The organism is Nonomuraea sp. LPB2021202275-12-8 (assembly GCF_037044575.1).
Classification (GTDB): domain Bacteria; phylum Actinomycetota; class Actinomycetes; order Streptosporangiales; family Streptosporangiaceae; genus Nonomuraea.
Genome location: NZ_JBAHWD010000003.1, coordinates 278433 through 290438, shown reverse-complemented (window position 1 = coordinate 290438; position 12006 = coordinate 278433). Strand labels below are relative to the sequence as shown.

12 protein-coding genes are annotated in these 12006 nt (G+C 71.2%); 8 read left to right on the top strand and 4 right to left on the bottom strand.

From position 1 onward, the window contains the following. Positions 1-46: 46 nt before the first annotated feature. The 3 genes from cydB to V5E28_RS07605 all read right to left on the bottom strand — a co-directional run bounded on the left by cydB (position 47) and on the right by V5E28_RS07605 (position 3119). Complete coding sequence (gene cydB / locus V5E28_RS07615) at positions 47-925, bottom strand: cytochrome d ubiquinol oxidase subunit II (RefSeq protein ID WP_336205685.1); 879 nt, start codon at positions 923-925, stop codon at positions 47-49. A 10-nt stretch (positions 926-935) separates the two neighbouring features. Further along, positions 936-2279 (bottom strand): cytochrome ubiquinol oxidase subunit I, encoded by a 1344-nt coding sequence (locus V5E28_RS07610; RefSeq protein ID WP_336205684.1) that lies wholly within the window; start codon positions 2277-2279, stop codon positions 936-938. A 201-nt stretch (positions 2280-2480) separates the two neighbouring features. Beyond that, positions 2481-3119: a polysaccharide deacetylase family protein gene (locus V5E28_RS07605; protein ID WP_336205683.1), complete on the bottom strand. Its 639-nt coding sequence runs from the start codon at positions 3117-3119 to the stop codon at positions 2481-2483. Here V5E28_RS07605 and V5E28_RS07600 point away from each other — a divergent pair. From V5E28_RS07600 to V5E28_RS07585, 4 genes are all read left to right on the top strand, one after another. Further along, positions 3100-3432 (top strand): hypothetical protein, encoded by a 333-nt coding sequence (locus V5E28_RS07600; protein WP_336205682.1) that lies wholly within the window; start codon positions 3100-3102, stop codon positions 3430-3432. The two genes, V5E28_RS07605 and V5E28_RS07600, sit on opposite strands and share 20 nt — an antisense overlap. Positions 3433-3514: 82 nt before the next feature. Then, the gene (locus V5E28_RS07595) at positions 3515-4183 is read left to right on the top strand and encodes an SRPBCC family protein (protein WP_336205681.1); all 669 of its coding nucleotides are present in this window, start codon (positions 3515-3517) and stop codon (positions 4181-4183) included. 243 nt (positions 4184-4426) lie between these two features. Continuing rightward, on the top strand, positions 4427-5323 hold the full coding sequence (locus V5E28_RS07590) for a hypothetical protein (RefSeq protein WP_336205680.1): 897 nt from the start codon (positions 4427-4429) through the stop codon (positions 5321-5323). Positions 5324-5387: 64 nt separating this feature from the next. Next, positions 5388-6056 carry a DsbA family oxidoreductase gene (locus V5E28_RS07585; protein ID WP_336205679.1) on the top strand — a complete coding sequence of 223 codons (669 nt, stop codon included), beginning with the start codon at positions 5388-5390 and terminating at the stop codon, positions 6054-6056. Here V5E28_RS07585 and V5E28_RS07580 read toward each other — a convergent pair. After that, positions 6053-6691, bottom strand: a complete 639-nt coding sequence (locus V5E28_RS07580) for a thymidine kinase (RefSeq protein WP_336205678.1) — start codon at positions 6689-6691, stop codon at positions 6053-6055. The genes V5E28_RS07585 and V5E28_RS07580 overlap by 4 nt on opposite strands. 75 nt (positions 6692-6766) lie before the next feature. Between V5E28_RS07580 and V5E28_RS07575 the strand changes: the two genes are divergently transcribed. The 4 genes from V5E28_RS07575 to V5E28_RS07560 all read left to right on the top strand — a co-directional run bounded on the left by V5E28_RS07575 (position 6767) and on the right by V5E28_RS07560 (position 11986). Further along, the gene (locus V5E28_RS07575) at positions 6767-7138 is read left to right on the top strand and encodes a hypothetical protein (protein WP_336205677.1); all 372 of its coding nucleotides are present in this window, start codon (positions 6767-6769) and stop codon (positions 7136-7138) included. A 6-nt stretch (positions 7139-7144) separates the two neighbouring features. Next, positions 7145-9154, top strand: a complete 2010-nt coding sequence (locus tag V5E28_RS07570) for a hydantoinase/oxoprolinase family protein (protein ID WP_336205676.1) — start codon at positions 7145-7147, stop codon at positions 9152-9154. Further along, a complete protein-coding gene (locus V5E28_RS07565; protein ID WP_336205675.1) occupies positions 9141-10955 on the top strand; it encodes a hydantoinase B/oxoprolinase family protein in 1815 nt (604 codons plus the stop codon). The genes V5E28_RS07570 and V5E28_RS07565 overlap by 14 nt, the downstream gene beginning before the upstream one ends. A 146-nt stretch (positions 10956-11101) precedes the next feature. After that, a complete protein-coding gene (locus V5E28_RS07560; protein WP_336205674.1) occupies positions 11102-11986 on the top strand; it encodes a Gfo/Idh/MocA family protein in 885 nt (294 codons plus the stop codon). Positions 11987-12006 lie beyond the last annotated feature (20 nt).

Genomic DNA, 12006 nt, shown 5'->3' with positions numbered 1-12006 from the left:
TTCCCAGGATTACGACTGCGGTCACGCGGATCGTAGGAGATGGCATTCAGGAGACGAGCGTCACCCGCTTCCTGAACACCCAGTACGTCCAGCCCTGATAGCCGAGCACGAACGGCAGCGCGATCAGCCCGATCCAGCTCAGCATCGTCAGCGTGTAGGGGCCCGAGGCCGCCTCGGCCAGCGTCAGGCCGGGCAGCGGGGCGCCCCTGAGCTCGATGAAGACCGCCGCGGAGACCAGCGCGATGGCCGTGGCCATGGCGGTGAACGCCCAGCCCTCCCTGCGCCGCCAGACCAGCGCCGTGGCCGCCGCCAGCGCCGCCATGGCGACCAGCGCCGGCAGCGAGCCCATGCTGGACAGTGCTACCACGGCCACCGGGAGCACCACGACGCTCGCGGCCAGCGCGGCGGTCCGGGCGCGCCGCCGGACCGGTCCCTCGGTCCGCAGCGCCAGGAACACCGCGCCGTGCAGCAGGCACACGGCGAGCGTGAACGCCCCGCCGAGCAGGGCCGCCCCGGCGCTCCCGTACAGCAGGTCGGCGAAGACCGTGCCCCAGACGAACGCCGGCAGCGCGCTGCCGATCACGATCCCCAGGTCGCACCAGACCGGGTTGGCCACCTTCCCGCGCCACTCCAGGCTGACGCCGCGCACGATCAGGCCCACCAGGACCAGCACGACGGGCAGGTAGAAGCCGCTGAACATGCCGGCGTACCAGGCGGGGAAGGCGGCGAACATGGCGCCGACGGCGGTGATCAGCCAGACCTCGTTGCCGTCCCAGACCGGGCCGATCGTCTGCAGGCTCTGCCGCTGCTCCTCGCCGTTCGCGCTGACGAACGGCGCCAGCAGCCCCACGCCGAAGTCGAAGCCCTCCAGGACGAAATAGCCGGTCCAGAGGAAGGCGATGATGACGAACCACAGGTCGATCACTGTCTGCACCTCAATACATGAGCGACGGCTCGAGCTTCTCGGCCGCGGGGACGGGCTCGGACTCCTCGGGGCCCTTGCGGACATGCCTGGTCAGCAGTACGGCCTCCGCCACCGCGAGCGCGCCGTACAGCAGGGTGAAGACGGTCAGCGAGATGGCGACCTCGGCCAGGCTCACGCCGGGGGAGACGCTGGAGGCGGTCAGCAACTCGCCCGCCACCGTCCACGGCTGGCGGCCCACCTCGCTCAGCAGCCAGCCGGCGGTCACCGCGAGCAGCGGCAGCGGCAGTGCCAGCACCAGCAGCCGCGCCATCCAGCCGGGCATCGGCCGCCTGCGCCGGGTCAGCCACAGGCCGAGCACCGACAGGCCGACCGTGGCCATCCCGAAGTAGATCATGACCCGGAACGACCAGAACACGACCGTCTGGTCAGGCCGGTAGTCGCCGGGGCCGAACCGCTCCTCGAACCGCGCCTGCAGATCCTCGGTGCCCTGCACGGTGGCGTCGAAGTCGTTGGTGGACAGGAAGCTGAGCACCTTGGGGATCTCGATGCCCGGCGCCACGGTGAACGCCGCGCCCGCGGTGTCGCGTTCGAGTCCTTCGGCCGCGGCCAGCTTCATCGGCTGCTGCTCGTACATCAGCTTGGCCGACGTGTCGCCCGTGCCGGCGACGACCGCCCCCGCGATCGCCGTCATGACCAGCGCCGCCCGCGCGGCGCCGCGCCACATGTCCGCGCGCGTCCGCAGCAGCCAGTAGCCGCACACCGCCAGGATGAACCCGCCCGCCACCACGAACGCCGCGCCGACCACGTGCGGCACCTGGGCCAGGGCGGTCGAGTTGGTGAGCACCGCCCACAGGTCGGTCATCCGGGCCTTGCCGTCGACGACCTCGTAGCCGACGGGGTGCTTCATCCACGCGTTGGCCGCCAGGATGAAGTACGCGGAGATGTTGGAGCCGATCGCCGCGGCCCAGATGCACGCCAGGTGCACCCTTTTCGGCAGGCGGTCCCAGCCGAAGATCCACAACCCGAGGAACGTGGACTCCATGAAGAACGCCAGCAGCGCCTCCAGGGCCAGCGGCGCACCGAAGACGTCACCCACGAACGTGGAGTATTCAGACCAGTTCATCCCGAACTGGAACTCCTGCACGATGCCGGTGACCACGCCCATCGCGAAGTTGATCAGGAAGAGCTTGCCGAAGAACTTCGTCAGCCGCAGGTAGTGCTCCTTCCCGGTGCGGTGCCAGGCGGTCTGCAGTCCGGCCACGAAGACGCCCAGGCCGATCGTCAGCGGCACGAACAGGAAGTGATAGACGGTGGTCACCCCGAACTGCCACCTTGCAAGATCAAGTGCGTCCATTTCCCCTCACCGGACTTTGAGCTCTACAGGCTGTAGTACGTCTACTTGAAGTAGTACTACAGCTTGTAGAGTAATGCGATGCGACCTTGGTCACACAGGCCTCCATCGGTCACTCAACGATGCCGCTCGCGGGCCCTCCGGCGCGTCACCCGCACGGCTGACCGGCGCCTACGCCCCGCGGCGGACCGGGCTCTCCGCGGCCTACTGCGCGGGGGTGGTCGCGGCTTCCAGGTATGCCTGGAGGTTGCCCAGCTCGAAGCCCCGGCGCTTGATCTTGTCGACCAGGATGCGGAAGTCTCTGGCCAGGTTGGGGCGGAAGTGCAGGAGCAGGATGTCGCCCGGGCGCAGCTTCTTGTCCGGCACCTGGTAGGCGATCTTGCCGCCGGGCTGGACGGTGGCCGTCCAGAGCAGCACCGAGGTCAGGCCGCAGCTCTTGGCCGCGCGGAGGGTGTCGGTGTTGTACGAGCCGAACGGCGGTCTGAAGAGGGTGGGCCGGGCGCCGGTCCGCTGGGCGATGAGCCTGGAAGCGCCGCAGATCTCCCGCCGCTGAGCGGCGTGACCGAGCAGGCGGAGGTCGGGGTGGGTGAGGGTGTGGTTCTCGATCGGTACGCCCGCGTCCCTGAGTGACCGGAAATATCCCCACTTGCCGGCGCCTATGTAGCGCCCCTGCCCGCCCGCCTGGTCCGGGATGCCCTTGGCTTCCACCGCGTCCCGCATCGCGAACGCCGTGATCGGGATGCGCTCGTCACGGATCTGCCGGACGAAGCCCGGGTCCTGCTCCCAGCCGTCGTCGATGGTGAGGAAGACCACCTTGCGGCCGGTGGGGATCGAGCTGATCACCGGCGGCAGGCCGCCCGAGGCGCGCACCCTGCGCACCTCGCCCTCGCGCGGCATCGCACCAGGCGGTCCCTGCGGGGTGGGCTCGGAGGTGGGCTCGGAGGCGGGCGCGGGGGTCGCCGTCGCGGCGGGCGCGGTGGCCGTGACCTGCGACGGTGGGCTCGCGGAGCAGGCGGTGGCCAGCCCCGCCACCAACGCCGTGACAGCGCGGAAGGACGCGGTCGCTCGCGCTGATCTCCCGGCCGACCTCGCCCCGCTCACCCTCGATGCTCCCGTCGCCCCCGATACGATGCCGCCCCATCCTGCCAGCCCTTGATCGCGGGCACGGAATCGGAGCCCGCACGTTGGGCAGGTGTTGCCCTTATCCGGGAGCGAGATCGTTTCCTAGAGTGGTCGGTGTGAAAGTCGCAGGCAGTGCCGTGATCGGCGTCGAAAGAGACCGCGTATGGGCCGCGCTGCAGGATCCGGCGGTGCTGGTACGCACCATCCCCGGCTGCGAGCGCCTTGAGGAGTGCGGGCCGGACACCTACCGGATGACCGTCAACGCCGGGGTCGCGTCCTTGAAGGGCGTCTACCAGGGGGAGGTGGCGCTGGCCGAGCCGTCGGCGCCGGAGAGCTTCGTGCTCAGGGCGCGGGGCCAGGGCGCGCCGGGGACGGTGAACGCCACCGTGCAGGTACGGCTGAGCGAGACCGACGGCGGCACCCGGGTGGACTACGACGCCGACGCGGTGATCGGCGGCATGATCGGCGGGGTGGGGCAGCGCATGCTCGGGTCGGTGGCCAGAAAGACGGCCGGAGAGTTCTTCGCGGCGGTCGAGGAACATCTCCAGGCGCCCGAGGCCGAGGCCGGGGCCGTCGCACCCGTCGCCGGCGAGGAGCCTGGCCGGCCGGCAGGCGGCCCGGCCGTGACGGTCCCCGCCACGGCCGGCCCCGCCGTCTACGAGCGTCCGCCGAAGCGTCACACCGAGACGCGCCCGTGGGTGATGCTCGCCGCGTTCGGCATGGGCGCCGGCGTGGCGCTGACCGGCGCGGCCGTGGGATGGCTGCTGGGCCGCGGCCGGCGCTAGCCGGACGGTGGACTGCCCGACACCGCCTGCGGGCACGTCGGGTCGACGTCGGGTCGACGTCGGGCCGGCGTGCCGGTCCCGCGCCGCACAGTGCGGCATCGTGCTCTTCCCCGAGCCCGACGGCCCCATCACCGCCCCCCGCCCCCGCGCCGGAGGCGTCCAGTACCCGGCGATGAACAGCGATGCGGGAGCGGTCCAGGTCGGGCTCTCGCGGAAAAGGATCTCCAGGCGTAGCGTGGCGGTATGCGGCAGGCACACGCTGAAGACGCCCGGACCGAGGCCAGACGAGTTGTCCGCAACCTGCTCGGCGAGGAGCAGCCGACCGCCGACGCGCTGATCGCCGATGCGCGCCCGGTGATCGGTGACGATCGCGTCGAGCGCTGCGTCGGCCTGGCGCTCGGCGCTTCGCTCACCCGGCGGTCCGCCGAGCTCGCCGCCATCGCCGCGCTGCTCGTCGGCACCCGGGAGCTGAGCGGCGATTGGTGGACGCGGCCCAGGGGCGGCAAGCTGCCCGCCCCCGACGAGGTGCTGCGCACGGCGGTCGCGATCGAGCCCTGGACGGACCTGACCGCGCTGGAGATGCTGGCCGCCTGGGTGTCCGACGACGCGGCCGACGAGCTGTGGGGCAAACCGGTCGCCGAGGTGGACCTCAACTCCTGGCAGGCCGAGGACCGTTTCGCCCTGCCGCCCGGAGTGCGTCCGGGGCAGCGGCTGGTCGTGCACTTCGACGCCGGGGGCCGGCTCGACGCGGTGGTCACGCGGCGGCCCGACGAGGACCTCGGCTCCAACCTGGACTTCCAGTCGTTGCGCTATTCCCGTCCCGCCGAGGCGCAGTGGAGCTGGGGGGTGGCCGCCGGCCTCGGGCCGCACCGGCTGCCGGGCGACGACCCCGATCCGTACGCCAAGCCGGTGGAGGAGGCGGCGGCCGGGATCCTGCGCGACTGGGCGTTGCGCCACGGCGCGACGGCCGAGCAGCTGGGCGAGCGGTGGTCGGACGTCGGCGACGTGGTGGCCGCGATCGAACGGGTGGACTGGATGTGGCGCAGCGGCGAATGGTTCGGCTGGTGGCGCGGGGCGTCGGCCCTCGTGGACGGCTCGGCCTACCTCCCCTACCGGCTGCAGGAGCTGGCCTCGGGCTGAAGGCCGGACGGCCACCGCACAGGGGGCCGGAATGCCGGTGATGAGTCGGCGGTTGTCATGGTTCGTGAAGGTTGAAATCTTTTCCGACGTCGTCTGCCCCTGGTGCTACATCGGCCACGTCCGCTTCGCCCGCGCTGCTGAGGCGTTCCGGGCCAAGGGAGGCGTCCTCGAGGTGACGATGCGCCCGTTCCAGCTCAATCCCGACGCGCCGGACGAGGCTGAGCCGCTGCTCGCCGCGCTGGAGCGCAAGTTCGGCGGCAACGTCGCCCAGATGACCTCCAGGGTCACGGACGTGGCCGCGGAAGAGGGCCTGGACGTGCGCTTCGACAGGGCGGTGAGCGCCAACACGCTGCAGGCGCACCGGCTGGTCGAAGTGGCCGCGGCGCAGGGGCTCGGCTCGGCGATGGCCGAGCGGCTGTTCCGCGCGCACTTCACCGAGGGGCTGCACGTCGGGGACCCGGAGGTGCTGGCCAAGCTTGGTGCCGAGGTGGGCGTGCGCGACACGGGCGAAGGCGCCGAGCAGGTGCGCGAGCACCTCGCCAGGGCCAAGGCGCTGGGGATCAGCGGGGTGCCGCTGTTCCTGTTCGAGGGTCAGTTCGCCGTGTCGGGGGCGCAGCCGGTGGAGACGTTCGCGGCCGCGATCGACGAGGTGGCCGAGCGTACGGGCCAGACGCCGATCACGCAGCTCGCCGCCCCCGCGGACGGATGCGACGACGGCTACTGCGCGGTCTAGACGGGCATGCCCTCGCCGAGCAGCCCCGCACGGTGATGGCGGCGGCAGAGCACCTGATAGCGGACCGGGGAGGCGTCGGTGTCGCCGATGACCACCTGCTCGCCGGTGCGCACCAGCGCACCGCCGACGATCCGGCCGTTGAGCAGCCCGGGCCGCCCGCACCAGCACAGCACCTCGACCTGCAGCCGGCACACCTCGTCGGCGAGCTCGAACAGCCGCTGCGCCGCCGGGAACATCACCGACCTGAAGTCCGAGGCGAGCCCGAAGGCGTAGACGTCGACGCCGTGCTCGTCCACCAGGTCGGCGAGCTGCTCGATCTGCTCCACGGTGTAGAAGCAGGCCTCGTCGCAGATCACGTAGTCGATCCTGTCGTGGCCGCGCACCAGCTCCGCCAGATCCAGCCCGTCGACCACCTCGACGGCCTCCAGGCCGAGCCCTATCCTGCTGGTGACCCTCGGGCCGCCCGATCTGTCATGTTTGGTCAGCACCAGCCCGCGTCTGCCCTGGCGGCTGTGGTTGTAGTTCATCTGCAGTGCCAGCGTGGACTTCCCGCAGTCCATGGGGCCGAAGTAGAACTTCAGCACGGCGGCGCGGGACCCGGACGGCACAGGAGACAAGGCAGACAGATCGGTCACGGGGTGCCACCTTATCGCTTGGCTAGTTCTATGACCTCATGGGAGATTTCTCCTCTGAAACAACAGGAGGAATCTGTGGTCACCGACAAACCGCCCACACTGGACGCCATGATGAAACCCGACGATGTCACGGCCGCGCAGGCCGACGCCGCCAGGTGGCGCTATGGCTTCCTCGTGGTGGTGACGGGCATCCTCGCCGTGCTCGTCGCGTTCGGCGCGGCCGTCTTCGCCACCAGGGAGTTCGCCGCCCTCTTCGCCGGAGTGGCCGGGGTGATCGGCACGATCATCGGCGCCTACTTCGGCGTGCAGGCCGGTCAGTCGGGTAAGGCCAGAGTCGAGGCCGAGCTGGCCAGGGCGCAGGAGATGGTCGTGCGGCTGGCGGCGTACGTCGGCACCGAGAACGCGCCAAAGGTCATCGACGAAGTGCTCGGCCGGCGCCGAAGCTGAGGAGCCATGCGTAGCGTCCGTATTGGAGTCGACACCGGCGGCACGTTCACCGATGTGGTGGCCGTGGACGAGCAGACCGGTGAGATCGTCACGACCAAGACCCCTTCCACGCCCGCCAACCCGGCCGACGGGTTCATCACGGGCATCGGAAAACTCGGCGAGCTCGACGTCGCCTCGATCGTGCACGGCACCACCGTCGCCACGAACCAGCTGCTCGAAGAGCGCATCGCGAACCTCGGCCTGATCACCACCGAGGGCTTCGAGTTCATCCTGGAGATCGCCAGGCAGAGCGTGCCCGACGGCTACGGCAACTCCTACTTCTGGGTGAAACCGCCGCGCATCGTCCCGGTGCACCTGGTGAAGACGGTCGGCGGCAGGCTCGACCACACGGGCGCCGAGGTGCGGCCGTTCTCCGAGGAGCAGGCGGCCGAGGTGGCCCGCTGGTTCCGGGCCAGGGGCGTCAACGCCATCGGCGTCTGCTTCCTGCACTCCTACGCCAACCCCGACCACGAGCGGCGGATGCGGGAGGTGCTGGCGCGCGAGCATCCCGAGGCGGTCGTCTCGATCTCCAGCGACGTGCTGCGCGAATACCGGGAGTACGAGCGCGCGGTCACCACGCTGGTCGACGCGGCGGTCAAGCCCGGCATGCGACGCTACATCGCCAACCTGTCGAGCCGCCTGGGCAAGCCGTTCTCGGTGATGAAGTCCAACGGCGGCGTGCTGTCGGCCCGCGAGGTCGTCAACCAGCCCATCACCACGGTCCTGTCGGGGCCGGCGGCGGGCGCGCTCGGCGCGGCGCTGATCGCCGGCAAGGCCGGCCACCCGTCGCTGATCACGCTGGACGGCGGCGGCACCTCGACGGACGTGGCCGTGGTGATCGACGGCGAGCCGTCCATCACCACCGAAGGCGCGGTCGGCCGCTACCCGTGCAAGATCCCGATGATCGACATCGTGACCGTGGGCGCGGGCGGCGGCTCGATCGCCTGGATCTCGCCCGAGGGCACGCTCAAGGTGGGCCCCCGCTCGGCGGGCGCCGACCCCGGCCCCCTCTGCTACCGCAGGGGCGGCACCGAGGTCACCGTCACCGACGCGCACGTCTACCTCGGCCGCATCCCGCCCCACCTGCTCGGCGGCGAGATCCCGCTCGACTTCGACGCCGCCCGGATGGGCATCGAGGCGCTGGCGGACAAGCTCGGGCTCACCCCGGAGCGCACCGCGACGGGCATCCTGGAGATCAGCGCGTTCAACCAGAGCAACGCCATCCGCCAGCTCACCGTCAAGCGCGGCCTGGACGTGCGGGACTTCCCGCTGGTGACGTTCGGCGGATCGGGTCCGCTGCTGGCCTGCCGCCTCATCGACATCCTGGGGCTGCCCGCGGTGATCGTGCCGCCCGAGCCGGGGAACGTGTCGGCGTTCGGGCTGCTCAGCGTGGACGTCAAGAACGACTACGTGCGCACGCACGTCACCCGCGACCTCGCGCTGGACAAGGCCGCCCGGATCTACGCCGAGCTGGAGGCCGAGGCCGCCGAGGCGCTCGACCGCGAGGGCTTCGACCAGCCGGTCCACGTCCGCAGCGCCGACCTGCGCTACTACGGGCAGGCGTACGAGGTCCGCGTCCCCGCCCCGGCCGGCCCGGTCGACGAGGGGTGGCGGCAGGAGGTCGCCGGCCGCTTCCACGACGCCCACGAGAAGCTGTACGGGTACGCCTACCGCGACGACGAACGCCACGGCATCGAATGGGTCAACCTTCGTGTCTCCGGCATCGGGCCCATCACCCGGCCGGTGATCCGGCGGAGTCCGTACCAGAAGGTCGACCCCGTGCCGGCGACCAGGAAGGCGCACTTCGAGGAGCGGGCCGACACCCCGATCCACCAGCGCGCCGCGCTGGAGCCCGGCGCCGTCATCGAGGGGCCCGCGGTCATCGAGGAGTACGGCTCCACCATCCCCATCCACCCCGGTTTCACCGCGAAAGTGGACGAGTTCGGCAACGTGGAGGTGCGGCGTGAGCGCAGCTGACCCGATCCTGGTGGAGATCGTCGAAGGCACGCTCGCCTCGGTGGAGAGGGAGGTCGAGACCGCGATCGCGCGCACCGCGCGCTCGCCGATGATCCGCGACGCGCACGACTTCCGCGCGGGCATCCACGACGTACGGCTGCGCAAGCTGACCGGCCGCTCCTACAGCGCGCTCGTCCAGCCGATCGTGCGCGACTTCCCGATCGAGACGATGAAGCCGGGCGACGTCTACTTCCACAACGACGTCTACCTGTCCGAAGGCGGCATCGGCCACCTGCCCGACCTGTGCGTCACGGTCCCGGTCTTCCACGAGGGCGAGGTGGTGGCGTTCGTCCAGGCGTTCGGCCACCACGACGACATCGGCGGCGCCGTGCCGGGGTCGATGCCGTCGCACGCGCGGTCGGTGTACGAGGAGGGCCTGATGGTCCCGCCGATCAAGCTGTGGGACGAGGGCGTGCCGAACGAGGCCGCGCTGCGCATCATGACGCGCAACTCCCGGATGCCCGACTCGCTCGCCGGTGACCTCGACGCCGAATGCTCCGCCTGCCTCATGGGCGCCCGCCGCCTGGCCGAGCTCTTCGCCAGATACGGCAGGGCGGCCGTGGTGGAGTGCTTCGACGCGATCATCGACAAGACCACCGAGACGTTCCGCAGGGAGCTCCTGGCCAAGATCCCCGAGGGTACGTACACCTGGGAGGACTACGCCGAGCACGACGGCGTCGACGAGCCCCGCCTGCACGCCCAGCGCATCACCCTCACCGTCGACCAGTCCGCCGAGACACCGCTGACGATCGACTTCACCGGGACGTCCCCGCAGGCCAAGGGACCGATCAACCACGCGGGCGACTACGCCGACGGCGTCTTCCTGAAGAAGTGGCTCGCCCCCGTCCTGCGCAACCTGGCCGACACCCCGGAGCGCATGGCCGAGCTCGACGTCAACGAGGGGGTCGTCCCCCTGATCAAGATGATCTTCCCGGACAAGGGCACGCTGCTCACTCCGATCTTCCCCGCCCCCACCAACGCCCGCACCTTCGTCATCCTGCGCCTGCTCGGCGTTTTGGCGGGCGTGCTGGCCAAGGCCACGGGCGGCCGGATGCCCGCCGACCAGGAGACCATCCGCTACACCGGCGTCCACGGCGCCGACGCCGACGGGCAGCCGTACCTGATGAGGGAGGTCCTCGGCGGCGGCTCCGGCGGGCGCTGGTACGCCGACGGCGAGGACACCATCCACGTGGTGCCGGACTCCCGCAACATCCCGGTCGAGTTCGCCGAGGCCCGCTGGCCGTTCAGGGTGGAGCGGCTCGCGCTCGCCTGCGACTCCGGCGGCCCTGGCATGTTCCGGGGCGGGCTCGGTTACGACAAGCACATCCGCATGCTGCGGGACGCGTCGTACATGTCCATCGCCGACCGCTCGATCCTGTCCTGCTGGGGCGTCAACGGCGGACTGGCCGGCCGGCCCTTCCGGGTGGAGATCGCCGGCAAGGAGATGGAGGGCCTGGTGGACGACCACCCGGTGCAGGCGGGCGAGCTCATCCGCATCCGCACCACGGGCGGCGGCGGCTGGGGCTCCCCCTACGACCGCGACCCACGCGCGGTGGCGGCCGACGTCCGCGACGGCAAGGTCTCGATCGCGGGCGCCCTCGGCGACTACGGCGTGGTCCTGGACGGCGACCGCATCGACGAGCAGGGCACCGCCGAGCTCCGCGCCAACCTCCGTCCCACCACGGACCGCTTCTTCGACCGCGGCCCCGGCTACCCGAAGCTCTCTGGCGGCCGCGCCTCCGCCGAGGTGGACGAACTGTAAGGAGACGGCCACTGGGCATGACGAGCTCACCGAGGCGATGGCGCGGCCCTGCGCCCGGCCCGGGGGCGCGCTGTCACCTGAACGTGGCCGGCCGGTGGCTGTCATGATGGGCTGCACTTTACGGAGCCGACCGAATGGAGGACGCCGTGCGTATCGCTCTCGCCGGCCTGGCCACCAGCCATCCCTACACAGATGCCCGCACGCTGGCCAAGGTGGCCGAGCTGGTGGTGTGGGAGCCGGACCCGGAGCGGTTGCGGCGCTTCACCGACGAGCACCCCGGGGCGCGGGTGGCGGGGAGCCTCGACGAGGCGCTCGCCACCGGGCCCGACGGGGTGGTGCTGACCGTGCCGAACCCGCAGGTTCCCGAGGCATTGGCGGCGGTCCTGGAGACCGGGGTGGCGTGTTTCGTGAACAAGCCCGCCGCGGCGACGCGGGAGCAGCTCGAGAGGCTGGACCGGCTGGCGATCCACGGGCGGGTGATGTCGGGATCGGTGCTGCGGTTCGCGCCGGCCTTCGCCGGGGTGAAGACCGATCCGGACGAGGTGCTCGCCGTGCGCGCGACCGTACGGCATGACGTGGGGCTGTGGGCGGGCGGCTACAACGCCTGGCAGGACACCCCGGCCGAGGGCGGCGGGACCATGGTGACCATGGGCATCCACGGGGTGGAGCTGCTGGTGGCGCTGCTGGGGCCCCGGGTGCGGCTGGTGGGGGCCGCGGGCGCCAAGCGGCACTACGCGACGTTGCGGTCCGAGGACACCGCCGTCATGGCGCTGCAGTGGGAGAGCGGGGTCGTCGGCACCGTCGAGATCATCGGCGTGTCCGAGGGCGAGGCCTACACCGTGACCGTACACCGGCGCGACGGCGACGAGCGGATCGTCATCGAGAGCGGTGACGATCCCGTCCACGGGCTCGGCTACGCCGGGACGATCGAGGCCTTCCTGGACATGGTCCGGGGCGCGCCGAGCCCGGTGCCCTGGGCGGAGACCAGGGCCGTCCTCGGCATCCTCGTCTCCGCCCGCGAGAGCGCCTGACCCGCGCCCCGGACTGAGCC

What these genes read in the sequence shown, in the direction of transcription:
- V5E28_RS07610 (WP_336205684.1), bottom strand. Translation starts at nt 2,279, where the DNA reads ATGGACGCACTTGATCTTGCAAGGTGGCAGTTCGGGGTGACCACCGTC.
- V5E28_RS07590 (WP_336205680.1), top strand. Translation starts at nt 4,427, where the DNA reads ATGCGGCAGGCACACGCTGAAGACGCCCGGACCGAGGCCAGACGAGTT.
- V5E28_RS07570 (WP_336205676.1), top strand. Translation starts at nt 7,145, where the DNA reads ATGCGTAGCGTCCGTATTGGAGTCGACACCGGCGGCACGTTCACCGAT.